The sequence below is a fragment of the Domibacillus sp. A3M-37 genome, assembly GCF_024213455.1.
Taxonomy (GTDB): domain Bacteria; phylum Bacillota; class Bacilli; order Bacillales; family Domibacillaceae; genus Domibacillus; species Domibacillus tundrae.
The window spans coordinates 293,958-310,948 of record NZ_JANAVL010000001.1 but is presented as its reverse complement, the minus strand read 5'-3'; the positions used below and the strand labels follow the sequence as shown (position 1 = coordinate 310,948).

At 40.8% G+C, this 16,991-nt stretch carries 19 protein-coding genes; 13 read left to right on the top strand and 6 right to left on the bottom strand.

The annotated features are described in order from the left end of the window. The first annotated feature begins 22 nt into the window (after positions 1-22). The 7 genes from NLX67_RS01655 to NLX67_RS01625 all read left to right on the top strand — a co-directional run bounded on the left by NLX67_RS01655 (position 23) and on the right by NLX67_RS01625 (position 7,440). On the top strand, positions 23-892 hold the full coding sequence (locus NLX67_RS01655) for an FAD binding domain-containing protein (RefSeq protein WP_254310119.1): 870 nt from the start codon (positions 23-25) through the stop codon (positions 890-892). Between the two features lie 5 nt (positions 893-897). Beyond that, positions 898-1,383: a (2Fe-2S)-binding protein gene (locus NLX67_RS01650; protein ID WP_254310118.1), complete on the top strand. Its 486-nt coding sequence runs from the start codon at positions 898-900 to the stop codon at positions 1,381-1,383. 18 nt (positions 1,384-1,401) lie between these two features. Then, a complete protein-coding gene (locus tag NLX67_RS01645; RefSeq protein ID WP_046178241.1) occupies positions 1,402-2,193 on the top strand; it encodes an enoyl-CoA hydratase/isomerase family protein in 792 nt (263 codons plus the stop codon). A gap of 294 nt (positions 2,194-2,487) precedes the next feature. Beyond that, complete coding sequence (locus NLX67_RS01640; RefSeq protein ID WP_254310117.1) at positions 2,488-2,889, top strand: PaaI family thioesterase; 402 nt, start codon at positions 2,488-2,490, stop codon at positions 2,887-2,889. A gap of 150 nt (positions 2,890-3,039) precedes the next feature. Then, positions 3,040-4,137 carry an NAD(P)-dependent alcohol dehydrogenase gene (locus NLX67_RS01635; RefSeq protein WP_254310479.1) on the top strand — a complete coding sequence of 366 codons (1,098 nt, stop codon included), beginning with the start codon at positions 3,040-3,042 and terminating at the stop codon, positions 4,135-4,137. A 15-nt stretch (positions 4,138-4,152) separates the two neighbouring features. Beyond that, on the top strand, positions 4,153-5,628 hold the full coding sequence (locus NLX67_RS01630) for an aldehyde dehydrogenase family protein (RefSeq protein ID WP_375143344.1): 1,476 nt from the start codon (positions 4,153-4,155) through the stop codon (positions 5,626-5,628). 1,107 nt (positions 5,629-6,735) lie between these two features. Beyond that, a complete protein-coding gene (locus NLX67_RS01625) occupies positions 6,736-7,440 on the top strand; it encodes a DUF421 domain-containing protein (protein ID WP_254310115.1) in 705 nt (234 codons plus the stop codon). A 314-nt stretch (positions 7,441-7,754) separates the two neighbouring features. Here the strand turns inward: NLX67_RS01625 and NLX67_RS01620 are convergent, their stop codons facing one another. Beyond that, entirely contained in the window at positions 7,755-8,195 is a 441-nt protein-coding gene (locus tag NLX67_RS01620; RefSeq protein ID WP_254310114.1) for a hypothetical protein, read from the bottom strand. Positions 8,196-8,495: 300 nt separating this feature from the next. Between NLX67_RS01620 and NLX67_RS01615 the strand changes: the two genes are divergently transcribed. From NLX67_RS01615 to NLX67_RS01600, 4 genes are all read left to right on the top strand, one after another. Then, positions 8,496-9,053, top strand: a complete 558-nt coding sequence (locus NLX67_RS01615) for an ATP-binding protein (protein WP_254310113.1) — start codon at positions 8,496-8,498, stop codon at positions 9,051-9,053. Positions 9,054-9,486: 433 nt separating this feature from the next. Further along, positions 9,487-11,820 (top strand): xanthine dehydrogenase family protein molybdopterin-binding subunit, encoded by a 2,334-nt coding sequence (locus tag NLX67_RS01610; protein WP_254310112.1) that lies wholly within the window; start codon positions 9,487-9,489, stop codon positions 11,818-11,820. Then, entirely contained in the window at positions 11,807-12,649 is an 843-nt protein-coding gene (locus NLX67_RS01605; RefSeq protein WP_254310111.1) for an FAD binding domain-containing protein, read from the top strand. Before NLX67_RS01610 ends, NLX67_RS01605 begins: the two co-directional genes overlap by 14 nt. A 28-nt stretch (positions 12,650-12,677) precedes the next feature. Continuing rightward, complete coding sequence (locus NLX67_RS01600; protein ID WP_046178878.1) at positions 12,678-13,133, top strand: (2Fe-2S)-binding protein; 456 nt, start codon at positions 12,678-12,680, stop codon at positions 13,131-13,133. A 55-nt stretch (positions 13,134-13,188) separates the two neighbouring features. Here NLX67_RS01600 and NLX67_RS01595 read toward each other — a convergent pair whose 3' ends face one another. The 4 genes from NLX67_RS01595 to NLX67_RS01580 form a co-directional block, all read right to left on the bottom strand. Continuing rightward, entirely contained in the window at positions 13,189-13,650 is a 462-nt protein-coding gene (locus tag NLX67_RS01595) for a GNAT family N-acetyltransferase (RefSeq protein ID WP_254310110.1), read from the bottom strand. A 223-nt stretch (positions 13,651-13,873) separates the two neighbouring features. Continuing rightward, a complete protein-coding gene (locus NLX67_RS01590) occupies positions 13,874-13,990 on the bottom strand; it encodes a YjcZ family sporulation protein (protein WP_082091413.1) in 117 nt (38 codons plus the stop codon). Between the two features lie 171 nt (positions 13,991-14,161). Next, positions 14,162-14,293, bottom strand: a complete 132-nt coding sequence (locus tag NLX67_RS01585; protein ID WP_082091414.1) for a YjcZ family sporulation protein — start codon at positions 14,291-14,293, stop codon at positions 14,162-14,164. 125 nt (positions 14,294-14,418) lie between these two features. Beyond that, a complete protein-coding gene (locus NLX67_RS01580) occupies positions 14,419-14,679 on the bottom strand; it encodes a hypothetical protein (protein WP_254310109.1) in 261 nt (86 codons plus the stop codon). A gap of 193 nt (positions 14,680-14,872) precedes the next feature. Between NLX67_RS01580 and NLX67_RS01575 the strand changes: the two genes are divergently transcribed. Further along, the gene (locus NLX67_RS01575; RefSeq protein WP_254310108.1) at positions 14,873-15,718 is read left to right on the top strand and encodes a DUF2268 domain-containing putative Zn-dependent protease; all 846 of its coding nucleotides are present in this window, start codon (positions 14,873-14,875) and stop codon (positions 15,716-15,718) included. A 122-nt stretch (positions 15,719-15,840) separates the two neighbouring features. Here NLX67_RS01575 and NLX67_RS01570 read toward each other — a convergent pair whose 3' ends face one another. Then, positions 15,841-15,963, bottom strand: a complete 123-nt coding sequence (locus NLX67_RS01570; RefSeq protein WP_082091415.1) for a YjcZ family sporulation protein — start codon at positions 15,961-15,963, stop codon at positions 15,841-15,843. Between the two features lie 470 nt (positions 15,964-16,433). Here NLX67_RS01570 and NLX67_RS01565 point away from each other — a divergent pair, with 470 nt between their 5' ends. Then, on the top strand, positions 16,434-16,877 hold the full coding sequence (locus NLX67_RS01565; protein ID WP_254310107.1) for an Hsp20/alpha crystallin family protein: 444 nt from the start codon (positions 16,434-16,436) through the stop codon (positions 16,875-16,877). Positions 16,878-16,991: the final 114 nt, after the last annotated feature.

Sequence of the window (16,991 nt, the reverse complement as noted above, 5' to 3'; positions counted from 1 at the left end):
AGCAACGGAAGGGATGTAAAACATGAAGCCGCCAAAGTTCGAATATTATAAACCTGCAACCCTTGAAGAAGCATTAAATCTTTTGGAAGAAGCCGGCGATGATGGGAAAATCATCGCGGGCGGCCAAAGTTTAGTGCCGATTATGAATATGCGTCTTGCATCGCCAAAATGCTTAATTGACATTAATGGGTTAGAAGAGCTCAGCTACATTAAAAATGAAGACAATACATTAAAAATTGGCACATTAACACGTCAAAGCGATGTGGAACAATCAGAAATGGTTGCCAATGTTTGCGGCTTGCTGGCAGAAGCGATCACACAAATTGGCCATGTACAGACGCGGAATAGAGGAACAATCGGCGGAAGCATTGTACACGCCGATCCAAGTGCAGAACTTCCACTTGCCTTACTGACGCTAAATGGCTCAGTACAAATAACGTCAAAAGATGAAGTCCGTACCGTGGCAGCAGAAGACTTTTTCATTACGTACTTAACAACAGACATTATGCCGACTGAAGTGTTAACAGAGGTAACGATTCCTTTAATGGAAGAAAAAAGCGGTTATTCGTTTCAAGAGATTGCAAGAAGACATGGAGACTTTGCATTGGTAGCTGCAGCATGCCATATGACAGTGGATGACGAGGGCCTCATTACTGCGGTCAGATTGGCTCTTGGCGGCGTTGAAGCCATCCCATTGTTAATTGGGGACGCAGAGGACATTCTCACAGGCGAGCAGCTGTCGGATTTGTTGATGGAGCAAGTAACTGAAAGTGTTGAAATGGAATCCGATCCGGAGTCCGATCTTCACGCTTCAAGTGAATATCGCATGCATCTTGCTAAAGTATTAACAAAACGTGTTTTAACACAAGCATATGAAAGAGCAAGGGGGTAAAGAAGATGGGCAAACATGAAATCGAAGTAACGATAAATGGGAAAGTATTTCAGGAAGAAGTAGAGCCCCGTATGCTGTTAAGTGATTTTGTACGCGATGTATGTGGACTGACGGGTACGCACGTCGGCTGTGAGCATGGTGTGTGCGGTGCTTGTACAATCAATGTGAATGGTTCAGCAGTGAGAAGCTGTCTTATGTTTGCAATTCAGGCTGATGGCCAGCAAGTTCAAACGGTCGAAGGCTTGACCAGCAATCATGAATTAACAGATTTACAGAAAAACTTCATTGAGTGCCACGGGCTGCAATGCGGATTTTGTACAGCGGGCATTTTAATGTCAACGGAGGACTATCTTGAGAAAAATCCGAACCCGTCCTCAAAAGAAATAAAAGAAATGCTTTCCGGTCATTTATGCCGGTGCACTGGTTATGACGGTATCGTAAAAGCAATTGAAAAAACAATTGAAGAAAGAAATCAATCAGTTCTATCTTAATACGAAGGAGACCATACAATGACCATTACGGAACAATCTTACGATCATATTCGAATTGAGAAAAACGCAGAAAAGAAAACAGCAGAAATTATCTTTGACCGCCCGGAGAAAATGAACTACATCAGCATGGCAGGAAGAGACCAGCTCGGCGGCATTTTTGATCTGCTAAATGCAGATGATGATGTTCGTGTTATCATCCTAAAAGGAGCAGGTGACGTTTGTTTCTGTGCCGGAGGAAGCATTCCGGAATTCATGACGACACATCAGGAAAAATTATCTCATTTAGCGGATAATGTAGCGGCACCTGAGCGTTCGCCGAAGCCGGTTATCGCGCAGCTGCAGGGGTATACATTTGGCGTTGGCCTGGAGCTTGCGATGGCGTGTGATTTCCGAATCGCAGCGGAAGACACGCTGATGGCGCTGCCGGAAATGAACCTGGGGATGATTCCGGGAAGCGGCGGCACACAGCGTATCGCGAAGACTGTAGGGTTAACACGTGCGAAAGACATGATTATGCGCGCGCGCAAAATTCCGGCGGATGAAGCCTACCAGTGGGGCCTTATAACAAAAGTGGTGCCGAAAGCGGATCTTCAGGCAACAGTAGATTCCTTGGCGGAAGAACTCGTTCAATTCTCTCCTGTTGCACAGCGTGTAGCGAAAGAAGTCTTGAATGCATCGGAAGAAAGCCCGCTCAGCGCCGGCCTGAAAATTGAAGGAAAAGCATACGGCCTTCTCCGCACAACAGAAGATTTCAAAGAAGGCGTAGATGCATTTGTTGAAAAAAGAAAGCCTGTATTTAAAGGGAAATAAGGAATAAAAGAGTGAAAAAGATTGCAGGCTGTTGACAAACGCTCGCTTTCGGCGTTGCTTGCCAGCTGTGAATGCTCATGACCCTAAAAAGGTCACTCCGCTTCCCATCCGGCTGCGCGTCTTGAAAGACAACCGTTTTCAATCAGCCTGCTTTTTAACTTTGTCCACACGCTCATAGATTTTTTCGTTTTTGGACAAAACAATTAGGAATCTATTTTTCCGGGCTTGTAGAGAAACGAACCATCTCTACAAGCTTTTTTTATGAGCAATTCAATATAAAGGGAGGCAGTAAAAGTGGATATTCATTCAAGAGTAAAAACGATGGCGGAAGGTAATGTGTGGAAGTTATTTGGTGTTAATGTGTTAAAAGGCACTGACGGAGAATGTGAATTGGAAATAGAGATGAAAGAAGAATTTAAACAATCCTACGGTTCGATGCATGGGGGGGTTATCGCAACTGCGCTTGATATGTCAATGGCCGCAGCGATCTCGACAACGTTAGAGGGCAACAAATACTGTAATACCATCGATTTGTATACGAGCTACCTTCGACCGATGGCTGGAAGCCGGCTTATTGCAAAAGCAGCTATTGTGAAAAATGGAAAGCGTGTAGCTGTTTTGAATGCGGATGCATTCAACGAAGAGGGTAAACATATTGCCACAGCCAGAGGCACATTTATGATATTGGATAAATAGTTTTTAAAACCTGCCTAGATAGTAATTGAAAATTTTAAAAAAACAAAAATTTAAAATAATAAAAATACAATAATGAAATTAAACAACTCGAATTCGAGATATATTGTTAATGAAAACGCTTACTAATTTCAGGGGCAGGGAGTGAAGCATGTGTTAACAAAAGCAGCTGTAACGTATGGAAAAGGGGAACCGTTTCAAATTGATGATATTACCATCGACAAACCAAAAGACGGGGAAGTGCTCATCCGTATTAAAGCGGTCGGTATTTGTCACACGGACTTAATTGTGAGGGATCAGTATTATCCTGTTCCATTGCCAGCCGTACTCGGTCATGAAGGATCAGGTATTGTGGAAGAAGTCGGTACAGGCGTTACAAGTGTACAGCCAGGTGATCACGTTGTATTGTCTTTCAGTTCATGCGGGCAGTGTACGAAATGTTTGTCCGGCAACCCTTATGCGTGTGAAACATTTTTCGAGTTAAATTTCACAGGCACGATGGGGGATGGCACATGCCGCTTGCACAAAGACCATCAAGACGTATCGAACTTTTTCGGTCAATCAAGTTTCGCCCACTACTCCGTCGTGTCAGAACGTAATGTCGTAAAAGTTCCGAAAGATGTACCGCTGGAAATTCTAGGTCCGCTTGGATGCGGAATTCAAACAGGCAGCGGTGCTGTATTAAATAAATTGCAGCCAGCTGAAGGATCAAGCATTGTCGTATTTGGCTGCGGTTCTGTAGGCTTAAGCGCAATTATGGCTGCGAACGTTGCCAGCTGCACAACAATTATTGCAGTTGATCTTCAAGAAAGCCGTTTAGAACTTGCAAAAGAATTGGGTGCAACACATACCATTAACCCGAAAGACGTCGCCAATACAGTGGAAGAAATTCAAAAAATCACTGGCAGCGGAGCTAATTATTCTGTTGAAACAACAAGTATCCCTGCTATACTGCGTCAAGCGGTTGACTGCCTGGCGACATTAGGAAGAGCAGCAGTCATTGGAGCACCGCCGGTTGGGACAGAAGTTTCCTTAGATGTTAATACGCTTCTGTTTGAAAGATCTGTTACTGGAGTTTTGCTTGGATCGGGCGTCCCGCAGACGTATATTCCAAAATTGATTGACTTGTATAAAAAAGGCAAGTTTCCATTTGATAAATTAATTAAATTTTACTCTTTGGAAGAAATCAATCAAGCCTGTGAAGATTCTGAAACAGGAATAACGATCAAGCCAATTTTAAAACTTTCTTAATTAGAGGAGGAAAATATATTGGAAACAAAAACAGCGAAATACACAGACTGGAACAAGCTAATCATCAATGGTGAGTGGAAAGATGGTTCAAGCAGCAAAGAGTGTGTTGTTGAAAACCCTTACAACAATGAGGTGCTGACAAAATTTAAATATGCAAGTAAAGAAGACATTAATGAAGCATATGAAGCGGCTGAAAAAGCGCAGGAGCATTGGGGCGCGACTTCTGCTTATGAACGCGTGGAACTGCTTGAAAAAGTAGCGGCTCTTTTTGAAGAAAGAAGAGAAGAACTAGTCCAGCTTTTAGTTGAAGAATCAGGAAGCTCGCAATTAAAAGCAAACGTCGAAGTCAGCTGTTCCATTGCTGACCTTAAAGAAGCGGCAAAATATCCGCTGCAAATGGAAGCATCCATCCGCGCTTCAGCCGTTCCAGGAAAAGAAAACCGTGTGTACCGTGATCCAATCGGTGTTGTGGGAGCGATTACACCATGGAACTGGCCTCTTTATTTAACCATTCGTGTTGTGGCTCCAGCCATTGCAACAGGCAACAGCATTGTTGTTAAATCCGATTCACAGACGCCAATTACGGGCGGCCTTATCATTGCTAAACTCTTTGAGGAAGCTGGTCTTCCAAAAGGCGTATTGAGTGTCTTGGCAGCGGATCTTGAAGAAGTGGGCGATTATTTTGTTGAGCATCCTGTCCCACAGGTTATTTCATTTACTGGCTCAACGGCAGCAGGCAGACACGTTGGTTCACTAGCCGTGAAAAACGTGAAAAAACCAGCACTTGAACTGGGCGGAAACAATGCGCTTATCGTTCTCGATGATGCAGATGTTGACTTAGCGGTATCTGCCGCTGCATTTGGGAAATATATGCACTCTGGCCAAATTTGTATCGCGCTGAACCGTATTATTGTAGACCGCAAGATTTATGATTCATTTGTGGAAAAATTTAAAGCGGCAAGCATTAAAATTAAAGCCGGAAACCCAGCAGAGAGCGACACAATTATTGGGCCGCTAATTAATCGGAAGCAGGTAGACCGCGCGCTGAATCTTGTCGAACAAAGTATTGGTGAAGGCGCGAGAATAATTTTAAAAGGCGAAGTAAACGGAAATGTTGTAGAACCAATCATTTTAGCGGATGTCACAAATGATATGGCTGTTGCTCAAAATGAAGTGTTCGCGCCTGTCGCGGTTATTATTCCTGTTGATAGTGAAGAAGAAGCCATAAAAGTCGCAAACGGCACGCCATTTGGCTTGAGCGGCGCGGTATACTCAGGTTCCATTGAAAGAGGCATCAATGTTGCTAAAAAAATCAAAACAGGCATGATTCATGTGAACGACCAGTCTATTAACGTAGAGCCAAATGTTCCATTCGGCGGGGAAAAGCTCTCCGGAATTGGTCGTTATTGCGGCGAATGGGCCATCGATGAATTTACAACAGTTAAATGGCTATCCGTCCAAAAACAACCACGTGAATATCCATTCTCTTAAATCATTTAGAAGTAAGCCCGTTGGATAGAATTGTCCAACGGGCTTAACTATGCAGATAACCTAATTGGTGGCGCCAGTACTTACTATTTGGCACCGCCTTTTTAATTCTGTGAAAAATCCCCCCGTGAAGAATAGGAAGCCGCTTTATTTTTTTACTTAGTGAGTTTGTCCCAATCATTTTTTGCTTTTTTTCATAAGATAAAATTGAACAATTAATACAAGGTGCTGATGTATATATAAATATTTGCCACTGCGTATCACCTTAAACTAAAAATACAAGGATTAACGTACAATCGTTTCATTCCTGGCTGCTTTTGATTATATATGTTGTGTCGTTGCCGGCTATCAGAAGACTGCTAAAAGAAAGGAGGTGAAAAACAATGCCATTTTTTCCTCAGAATCCTGGTTCAAGACCGTATTCGCCTTATCCGGGACCTTATCAACCATACGACAGACGATACCCACCTTATCAAGGATCGTATCGGCCATATGGCGGCAGACCATACCGGCCTTATCCAGGCCCCTATCAACCATATGGCAGACCATATCCGCCGAATCCTATGTCACCTTACCGTAACCCTGGCCCAGGTCCGGGATCTGGATTTTTTACACAAGGTATCAATCCTTTCTCACCCCAAGGAGAACCTTACCAACAGAGACCTAGTACGTGGGGGAATATCAGCCAGATTATGACGAATGTAGGAGACTTATCAAATGGGATTAATGCGCTAAGACAAATGGGTTCTTTTTTTAATATACTACGTTAAAAATAAAAAGATCTGTTTGCTTTTCAATTGCCTCTGAGGCCTTGAGTTCACTTTTAGTTTGCGTCTTTACTCGTATCACTTGTAAAATAGTTTATAATTAACGCTTAAATTTCCCCAACGAACAGATACACGTTACATACCTTTGTTATTTGAAGTATATGTGGCGGTACTGAGATTGGGGAATTTTTTTTATAAGAACTTTATTTGTACAAGCAGTGTACAAAAATAAGTTCCTCTACCTGTGTTTTCATTTATCTGGTCTTATAAATAACTGTATATAAGGAAAAAATAAAGATACTGGCATGGAATCTTACTAAACAAGCAAAGGGTGTGCATAAGGGTGGAATTTTATCACGGACAAGAAACACTTACCGTCATTCAGTGGGTGTTAAGAGCCATTACCGCTTTTTTATTTTTACTGTTTGCAGCAAAAATGATGGGGCAGCGATCGATTGCTCAGTTAAGATTACTTGATTTTATCGTCGCGATATCAATTGGCAATATTATTGCCCATCCCTTGTCAGATGAAAAAATAGGGATAAAAGGAACACTTGTTACGATGTCTGCCTTTGTCGTTTTATATATATTCGGGGTCATGTTAAGCATGAAATGGCAAAGGTTTCGAAATTGGGTTGAGCCTTCTCCTTATCCGGTCATAAAAAATGGGCAAGTAATTGACAAAAATCTAATAAAAGCGAGAATTTCCATTGATTTCTTATTGTCAGAACTCAGAAAAGGGCAAATTGATGGGATTGAAAAAGTTTCACTCGCTTTATGGGAACCTGGTGGTGCCATTTCCTTTTTTTTAAGCCCTCAGCATCAGACAGTAACTCCGGCGGATTTGAGCTTACCGACAAAACCATTTTCCTTTCAGAAAACCGTTATTAAAGAAGGAAAAGTGGATGTTAATGAATTGAACAATTTGGATAAAGATGAAATCTGGCTGAAAAATAAAATAAAGAGTACATACAATGTTGAGGTAAAAGATATTTTACTGGCAACTGTTGATAATACTGAAAATGTAAAAATCTTTTTGTATCAATAATCATCATAACTCAGAACAACGGAGAAACACATTTTCCGGACAAGAATTGGTCTCCTTTTTCATTAAAAGTAAAATTTTCGAGATGTAAACTGTTACAGATTTTCTAACTTTAAATCAATGTAAGGTTGCTCTGTATAGCATATACAGAGCAAAAATGCTTACGCTTACTATTATTATACCGGTGGTCGATCAGGGCTTTTAAATTGAGTGAAAAACAGGATAAAGATAATGATGGGAAGTGCGACAAGAAAAAGGCTGCCTTTAGACGGTCTAATCGTTGGAGTATCTGTTAAAGCCACGGTTATCACCTCCCTTTAATTTTTTTGTAAATCCAGGTCAATGTCAAAGTGCTTCGACACAACGGTATTAAATTCTTTAAAGACTTTTGGGGCATTAGGCAGAGTTGGATCGGGTTTTTGAGTTCCAAAAATGGGTCCGGCGATGGTGAAACTAAACCCGTCAGAACTAAGCGCTATAGCGCCAATTCCAACCTTGCCGCTGATTAACAACATAGCAAGAAGAATATCTATGGCATCAATCGTTGCATCTACTGCTTGATTGTTGTTTTTCGATTCTATTCGCGATTCTCCGGAAAGGGGGCCGCCAACTGCAAGCGCAAACCCGTTTGGAGTAATAAAAATTCCAACAATGGTAAATTGTCCGGCTAATAATAACCCAGCTGTTATGATATCCATGTCGCGTTGGATAGCACGCAGTATAGAGAGCTCGTGTTGGGTTTTTCTTTTATCGTTCATCTCACACCTCCCCTTATAACATATGTTATTCCGATTGAAAGTAATTTGTATGATTAATTTGTATCAGCGCTGTTCTAGTTGTCCGGCTTTTTTTAAGTTGTGCAACGATACATGAGGAACAAATTTCAAACAATTTTCATATCCTTTATTATAAAAATTAATCCTCATGTGCGAAGGGGAAATAACAGCTCAGATTTTGTCGTGCATTACCCTCGGCAGTCACCAGATCATGACCACCAGCAAATTTCTTACTCTTGTGCATAGATATATAAAGGAAAACGAGAAGGAGAATGATTTTGCGTGAAAAAAATTGTATTTGTGAGCGGTGCAAGCGGTGTGGGAAAAACTACTTTGTGTGAGATTTTAACAACACAAATAGGACCGTCTTATAATGATGAAATTGCTGGAATCGATATGGATGAGGTGTATAAATTTGTGGATCGTAGGTTTCGTAGTCCGCATGGGGGCCGCTTATATAAATTGGCCCGGCATAATACAGGATGCTTAACCAATAATTTTCTGGAAAATGGAATTCATACGGTATTTATATTTGGAATTGAAATTTACAATAAACTGAGGGTGAATGATGTGCTGGAGTATGTACAAATAGATGAGCAAACGCTTGTGTATCATTTCACACTTACCCCACCGAAAAGAAAGATCATCGAGCGGCTGTTGAAAAGGCAAAACCATGTTCCTGAATGGTTTCACATGCATTTACTGGAAAGAGAGTATTACTATGATGCAAAATGGACCATCCCAATTGATAACTCCAACCTAACCCCGCGTAAAACAATGGATATCATCATGGAAAAAATACAGAAAACACAAGGAACGGATTATTTTACGACAAGATAGTAAAGCAGCTCAGCTTTTAGGTTTCGAATAGAATAAGGGAATGCATGCTTTGCGGGTAGAAAATTCACTATACATTCCCTTTGGTCACTTATTAGAAACACTGATAACCTCTTATGTTCGGATATGTCTCGTTATACTACTGTATGCTGCTTATTTGCAAGCCGGATTCGGTTCGGGAAAATATTTGAAATTGGTGCATTTTTTTAGAAAGGCTGTTAATTCCAGTCATTTATGTTCCTTCATTATATATGTGTTGTTACTAAAAACGCTGTAACCTCCACGATTTTAATCATTCGATTTCATTTTAAAGAAGTGCCGGTCATATAAATACGTGAAGACACACGTAAGAAAACAATAAAAGGCTGTTGGTGTCTATTTGACCCGAAGGTACCGTGGAAAGAGGGGCAAATAAAATGATTCAGGGGAGGAGAAGATGGATATCATCGGAAAAACAGTCTCGCGAAAAGATGCATGGGAAAAAGTAACAGGACAAGCAGTATACACAGGAGATAAAAGCGAGTCCGGAATGCTTTATGCAGAAAAGGTGATAAGTCCTTATGGGCATGCGCTCATAAAGAATATGGACCTTTCCAAAGCGAAGAAGATAAAAGGAGTAAAAGCAATTATTACGGGGGGGAATTTACCTTTAACCGGGGAAGAAATTCAAGACCGCTACCCTATTGCCTGTGAGAAAGTCCGTTATCATGGAGAAGTGGTAGCTCTTGTTGTAGGGGATACGCCGAAATGCGCCAGGCAAGCGGCGGATCTCATTCGCGTTGTGTATGAACCTCTGCCTGTTGTGAACACGCCGGGACAAGCTTTCGATCCAAACGCACCTCTTGTTCACGAACAACTGGAGCAATATAAAAAAAAATCTACCGTCTACCCGGAGCCCGGAACGAATATTGCCAATCGTTCTAAAATTAGAAAAGGGGATATCACAAAAGGATGGGAAAAAAGCGATGTTGTAATAGAAAAGCGTTTTTCATTTAATCCTTCTGATCACATAGCTATGGAAACCCGTTGTGCATTAGGGAGAATTGAAGCTGACGGAAAAGTTTTGATCACCTCATCCTCGCAGGCCCCATTCATGATTAAACGCTTAATAAGTGAATACTTTGGAATCAAAAATGGGAATGTGATTGTCAATACGCCACTTGTTGGAGGAGGATATGGAGGAAAAGCTTCTATCCAGCTGGAGCTTCTTGCTTATATTGCATCAAAAGCTGTAGGAGGCAGGCTGGTAAGGGTGCAAAACACCCGTGAAGAAGATATCTTAACTTCTCCCTGCCATATCGGACTGGAAGCAACCATTAAACTTGGCTGTTCGCAAGAAGGACTTTTACAGGCGGCTGAAATCCTTTATCTTTGGGACGGGGGCGCTTATTCAGATAAAGCAACGTCCCTAAGCAGAGCGGGTGCAGTGGATTGTACGGGCCCCTACCATATTGATAACGTTTGGTGTGACTCGCTGTGCATGTATACGAACCACCCGTACGCGTCCCCTTACAGAGGCTATGCCCATTCAGAAGTGTTATTTGCTTTTGAACGTACAATGGACGGTTTGGCAGACAAGCTCAGGCTCGATCCCCTTGAATTCCGGCACAAAAATGCAATTCGTCCTGGAGACACAACGCCTACACAAGTTTTGCTGAACAAAAGTAATGTTGGCAATTTGCCGGAGTGTATTGATCGATTGAAAACATTGATGGAATGGGAAAAAGGGCAAAAGATCGATCTCGGTCATCATAAAATGAAAGTGAAGGGAATCAGCTGTGTTTGGAAGACATCAACTATTGACACAAATGCAGGCTCCGGGGTTATTTTAACATTTAATCCCGATGGCAGTGTGAACCTTTTATCCGGAGTCGTTGAAATCGGGACGGGAACCAAAACGGTACTTGCTCAAATTGTTTCAGAAAAGCTAAAAATGAAGTTTGAAAACGTACATGTCCAAATAAAAGTGAACACACAAAACACGCCGGAGCATTGGAAGACAGTCGCCAGCCGTGGAACCTTCATGGCGGGAAGAGCCGCATTGCAGGCAGCTGATGATGCGATCGGCCAGTTAAAGCACCTGGCTTCGTGTGTGTTAAGAGCGCCTGTTGAAGATTTTGAAATCGGGAGAGAAAGGGTTTATCTCCGGGACGACCCATCTATCGGATTATCGTATAAAGATCTTGCCTATGGGTACACATATCCGAATGGAAATGCCATTGGAGGACAAATCATTGGCAGGGGACATTATATACTTAGGCATCTCACCTATTTAAACCCTGAAACAGGCGCAGGAAAGCCGGGGCCGGAATGGACAGTCGGTGCACAAGGGGTTGAAGTGGAGTTTGATACGCGGGAGTATACGTACAAAATAACAAAAGCCTTCTCTGTCATCGATGCTGGAAAAGTACTGAATCCTAAAATGGCTGAAGGACAGATAATGGGTGCCATGAGTATGGGACTTGCGTTTGGGGGAAGGGAAACATTTTATTTCGATGATCTCGGCCGAGTGCTGAATCCTCAGTTAAGAACCTATAGGCCGTTACGGTACGGTGAGAATCCTGAATATATTTGTGAATTTGTTGAAACACCGCAAATAGACGCGCCATATGGTTCAAGAGGGGTTGGAGAGCATGGACTCCTCGGTATGCCGGCAGCACTTGGCAATAGTTTGTCTTTAGCTGCAGGCGTTTCCTTAAACCAATTACCATTGCTTCCTGAATTGATATGGCGAAAAAAGGAGGCGGCAAATAGAGGTGATTCCTTATGACTTTCGTTACTACAAACCAACATCAATTAAAGAAGCGGCTCATCTATACCAAACCATAACCGCTGAGGGCGGGAAACCTGTCTACTATTCAGGCGGCACTGAGATCATTACGCTTAGCCGGTTAAATCTCGTCTACACCGATGCGGTGATCGATATTAAATCCATTCCTGAATGCCAGGAATGGGGGTTTCATCATGAAGAACTCATAATAGGTGCTGCATTGCCTCTCAGCTTTTTTGATGAAAAAAGAGATTTTCCACTCCTAACCGAGACAGCAAGAGAGATTGCGGATTATACGGCACGAAATAAAATTACAATTGGCGGCAATATTTGCGGGCAAATTTTTTACAGAGAAGGCGTCCTGCCTTTTCTCTTATTGGACAGTCAAGTCCTTATTGCCGGAGAAAGCGGAGTGCGGAGGCAATCACTGAAAGAAGTATTTATTGAAACGTTAACGCTGAAGGACGGAGAATTTCTTGTTCAGCTCACAACAAAAAAAATAGATTTACGATTGCCTTCTCTTAGTGTGAAGAAACGTCAGCAGTGGAAGACCGGGTACCCGCTTTTGACAGTTGCATCTGTAAAAAAAGACGGCCTCCTCCGGTTTGCGTTCAGCGGGGTTTGTCCGTTTCCATTTCGATCTGAACAAATGGAAGTTGTTTTGAATGACAGGAAGAAGCCGTATGAAGAGCGTGTCTTAGACTCTTTCAAGTATTTACCGAAGCCCGTTCTAAACGATACGGAAGGATCAAGTGAGTACCGGTTATTTGTTTTGAAAAATACAATTATTGATTTTTTGAAGAAATTAGAAGGTGATCAGCGTGAGTGAGAAGAAGTCAAAAAAAGTCACGATTGACATGAATATTAATGGAGAAAAAGTTGAAACAGATATTCTGGCAGCTGATCTTTTACTGGATGTAATACGAAATAATTTAGGGTTAACGGGAGCGAAGCCCGGTTGTTTAAATGGGGACTGCGGGGCATGCACCGTCATAATAAATCAAAAGCCAATGAAATCGTGTCTTACGCTGGCTATTGAAGTAGGAGATAAGGAAATCACGACGATTGAAGGACTGCTCCATTCACCGGTCCAAAAAGCCTTTGTGGACGAGTTTGCTTTTCAATGCGGTTACTGTACGCCGGGATTTATTTTAAATAGCCATGCGCTGCTTATGAATGATCCGAATCCTAATAAAGAAAAAATAACAGAATGGCTATCTTCCAATATTTGCCGTTGCACAGGATATAAGGAAATTGAGAACGCTATTCAGGCTGTCATGACGAAAACACATAATAAAAATGATTCAGACTGATTGGAGAAACAATGGCTTGGAGCTGTCTCTTTGTTTTGGGACAGCTCCAAGCAAATTATAACGATTTATAAACAACCTCTCTGGTTTTTGTGAAATGTTGGTTTTTATAAAATTGTTTTGCATACGTGTTTTCAGTCCAATATTCGAGTTCAATCAGGTCGATATTTAATTTTTTCGCTACGGTGTATACTTCCTCCATTAATTTTGAGCCGTAGCCCTTTCCTCTATGCGTTTCTGTGATGCTTAACTGATGTACATATACAGAATTTAATTCTTTGTTAAAAGCCATTTCTGGATAATTTCGTATCTCTAACCAAGCATATCCAAGGGGTTCGTGATGATCTTCTAAAATCAAAAAAACGAAACGGTCGATATTGATGACACTTTTGAAGAATTCTTTCACATCATGATGATCATACTCTTTAAAATATTCCGGATACAGTTTTGCATGCACATCGTGAACAGATTCACTTAACTTTGCGATTGTCTCAAAATCACGACTTTGATAAATGTTCATAATGCCTCCTATTTCCCCTAATATTTTTTCCTTGAAAAACAATACGTAAGGCGAAAAGGGGTCAGGTGAAAATTTTTTGAGCACGTAAAATTCTATCTTTTCTAACCTGCAAAATTTGTATAGTTCCTGAAATAAATATATGTAAGGAAACGATCATTACTACTTGAATAATGACCGTTTCCGGATTAAACAGGGACCGAAATGTTAAAACGGGAGGTTATTTTTAGTAACCGTATCCGCGACTGAATGATGCGCCGATGATGATTAAAAGGATGAATAAAACAACAACCAATGCAAAGCCGCTGCCGTATCCGCCGCCACCGTATCCTACTGCACTCATATCTGTCACCTCCTTTAAAATCCGAGGAATTTCTTGATTATTTGAGAAATCTCCCGGTTTTTTAAGTTTATGGACGTGGAAAATGGAGTCCTGCCATTTGCTCATATGAAAAGCTGGCTTTTAACTAGAGAGATTCATTGAATCTAGGCAATGAACCTTCTAGATCGTTCATTAGCAGTAATACCCATGATGGCCATGATGACCGACCAAAGAAGCCCCAACAATAATGAGAAGAATAAACAGCACAACCACTAATGCAAACCCCCGGCCAGCTCCATAGCCAGGTGAAACAACTTGACTCATGGAATTTACACCTCCTTTTCTACATAGTATGAGAAGTTACATCTGTTGGTTGGGCAGAGAGGTAGGAAAATGAAAAATCGTTCATCCTTTTTAGGATCGCAGCCGGGAAGTGATTGACGCTCTTTTTACCAGAAGAACGCTGATGCTAAGGCAAATCCACCAATTGCAGCGAGTGCGATTGGAACGCCATATCCATATCCGCCATATCCATATCTATAACCAAAACCATAACCGAATCCTCCCAGTCCTCCAGCAGGATGGAGCCAAACGTGCTCATGTGTAACCCGCGTGATTCTCCCTGTATAAACCTTGCCATCATGACATGTGAGCCGTACCATTTTTCCAACATGCTTACAGCAAACATGATACATATGTGGATGAGACATATCTCTTTCCCCCTTTTCATTTAAATTTGCATTGGCTATGCATAATAGTTTATGCGGAAAAGAAAGTTCTGTATTAGACAAAGGCCTGCGAATGTAAATTATCGTAATCTAAGTGAAAAAATGCGCTTCTATTAATAAGAAATAGTTATGTACATAAAAATAAAAAGAGTATTGAAAAGGAGGGGGCGGCATCTTGCCTGTATTAGACACTCGAACATGGATGTATGATTTCTTGAAAGCCTGCAAAGAACAACACCTTAAGAATCCTTATTTTATTCAGTGTGACGTTTTGTGCTCTTCACTTGAAAATTTATTTCCTGAGATAAGTGTTGAAGAAATTCATTACCATTTATTAACTATCGGACTGTTTGAGCCCTCGGAATGGAAGGATATTGAACAGACCGTTTATCGAATGGAGAAAAGCAGTATGTGGGAGCTTGTGAGTCAGGAATATGAACGATTAAAAAGGAAATGGAATGGTCCAGAGATACCGATCATCATTTTTCCAATTAGAAATGCTCATCTGACAAGAAATAAAAACACTGTTTCAAAAAATGGGGCGGCTTTTAAGGAAGCAATCTTTTTGTTTCTATCGCCTGATTTGCAAAAAGAAGAGATAATGGCTTTATTGGCACATGAATATAACCATGTGTGCCGGCTAGCGTATTTAGGTAAAGATGAAAAACAATTATCTCTAAAAGAAGCGCTCATTATTGAAGGGTTTGGGGAATTTGCTGTGAAAGAATTATATGGGGAAAAGTGGTTAGCCCCCTGGATTAATTTCTATTCATTTGATGAGACAGTGGAAATTTGGAAAAAGAAATTCATCCCGTCTTTAAATATCGTTGGAAAAGAAAAATATGACGTTTTTTTATATGGAAAAAACAACCGGAACCTGCCAAAGTGGATTGGGTATCATATTGGTTTCCAGATTGTTGATTCTTTTCATTCTCTTCAAGGACCCTTTAAAGATGGCGGGTTGTATACGAAAACTGCTGACGAGGTGATAGCTGGATCTACATTTCGATATGAATCATAATGTATAAAAATGATCGTTATCGATCGGTCATTGATTTGCAAAAGGGATATATTTTACAAGCGTAAAATATATCCCTTTTCCTTTTTAAGATATGAAAGGTTTGCGAACAGCTATAAACATTTTTAACAATAACCGCCGTATCCACCCATAAATGATGCTCCAATGATAATTAAAAGAATGAACAATACGACGACCAGCGCAAATCCACGTCCTGCTCCAGCTCCATAAGATGCTACTCCGCTCATAATTCTCCACCTCCTTTTCTACAGAGTATGAAAAATATAAGAAGTTGTTTGGACAGAAGTCGAGAAAAAAACTTTTTTTGCAAAATCACTGCTTTTTTATACCCATCTTTCATAACTAAAAAGTAACTACTTTCAAATAGGAGCAATTACTAAAGATAATAAACATAATAGTATAGGAGACGGAAGCCCTAACAAAGATGGAGTGATCCTCCTTGTTGATCTTATTTTATGTTCTTAAAAATAAAAAGTGCTTTTTAAAAATTATCTGTTCCCTGTACACACACGCAATATGGAGAAGTTGTACAGATGAAAACGAAATAAAAACAAACTTTCCAATTGTATCTGTTATTAAAATCATCTGTATTCGCCGAAAGACAAGCTCCTAACTGAGTTAGTGAGCATAGTTTGTAAAGAGGTGCTGTGTATGGCACACAGAGCTATCATATAAATCAGGAGAGGAGAGATAAACAATGGATTCTGATAAAAATAACTTGCCAAGCCTGTTTCAAAACTCTTTCTCAAACTTTATAAAATCGTTTGATTCTTTTTTCGAGGAATCATTTAGACATTATGAGGATTTCTTCAACCAGTCGTTTGCTGTTACCTCCTATGAAACAGGTTCAGACATGGTGATTGAAGCAGAACTTTTAGGGTGCAGGCGAGACCAGATTCAGATAAAAATTCTGCCAAATGGTCAATTAAAGATCAGTGTGGAAAATGCCAATTCAACAGAAGAAGAAACGAAGGAGGGTGTCGTTTTTTTTAAAAATCAATCATTGCAACAATACGAGAGAATCATAACATTGCCTTATTCCATCTCAGATGAGACGGCAAAAGCGTCATTTAAAGATGGGGTCTTAAGAATTATTATGTCGAAAGGAAAACAAACAGAAAAAACCATTGAAATTGAATAATTTATAGTATGGTTAGAAAGCAGAAACAGGACGAGTTAAACGTTAAGAAGCTCGCATATGATTCCATGCCGGCTTAATAAATGGAAGCAGCCCCACAAATGTGTGGGGCTGCTT

Excerpts from the sequence above, each read along its gene's own strand:
- NLX67_RS01655 (WP_254310119.1), top strand. The coding sequence starts at position 23 with ATGAAGCCGCCAAAGTTCGAATATTATAAACCTGCAACCCTTGAAGAA.
- NLX67_RS01650 (WP_254310118.1), top strand. The coding sequence starts at position 898 with ATGGGCAAACATGAAATCGAAGTAACGATAAATGGGAAAGTATTTCAG.
- NLX67_RS01645 (WP_046178241.1), top strand. The coding sequence starts at position 1,402 with ATGACCATTACGGAACAATCTTACGATCATATTCGAATTGAGAAAAAC.
- NLX67_RS01610 (WP_254310112.1), top strand. The coding sequence starts at position 9,487 with ATGGATATCATCGGAAAAACAGTCTCGCGAAAAGATGCATGGGAAAAA.
- NLX67_RS01565 (WP_254310107.1), top strand. The coding sequence starts at position 16,434 with ATGGATTCTGATAAAAATAACTTGCCAAGCCTGTTTCAAAACTCTTTC.
- NLX67_RS01600 (WP_046178878.1), top strand. The coding sequence starts at position 12,678 with ATGAATATTAATGGAGAAAAAGTTGAAACAGATATTCTGGCAGCTGAT.
- NLX67_RS01585 (WP_082091414.1), bottom strand. The coding sequence starts at position 14,293 with ATGAGTCAAGTTGTTTCACCTGGCTATGGAGCTGGCCGGGGGTTTGCA.
- NLX67_RS01595 (WP_254310110.1), bottom strand. The coding sequence starts at position 13,650 with ATGAACATTTATCAAAGTCGTGATTTTGAGACAATCGCAAAGTTAAGT.
- NLX67_RS01590 (WP_082091413.1), bottom strand. The coding sequence starts at position 13,990 with ATGAGTGCAGTAGGATACGGTGGCGGCGGATACGGCAGCGGCTTTGCA.
- NLX67_RS01570 (WP_082091415.1), bottom strand. The coding sequence starts at position 15,963 with ATGAGCGGAGTAGCATCTTATGGAGCTGGAGCAGGACGTGGATTTGCG.
- NLX67_RS01580 (WP_254310109.1), bottom strand. The coding sequence starts at position 14,679 with ATGTCTCATCCACATATGTATCATGTTTGCTGTAAGCATGTTGGAAAA.
- NLX67_RS01620 (WP_254310114.1), bottom strand. The coding sequence starts at position 8,195 with ATGAACGATAAAAGAAAAACCCAACACGAGCTCTCTATACTGCGTGCT.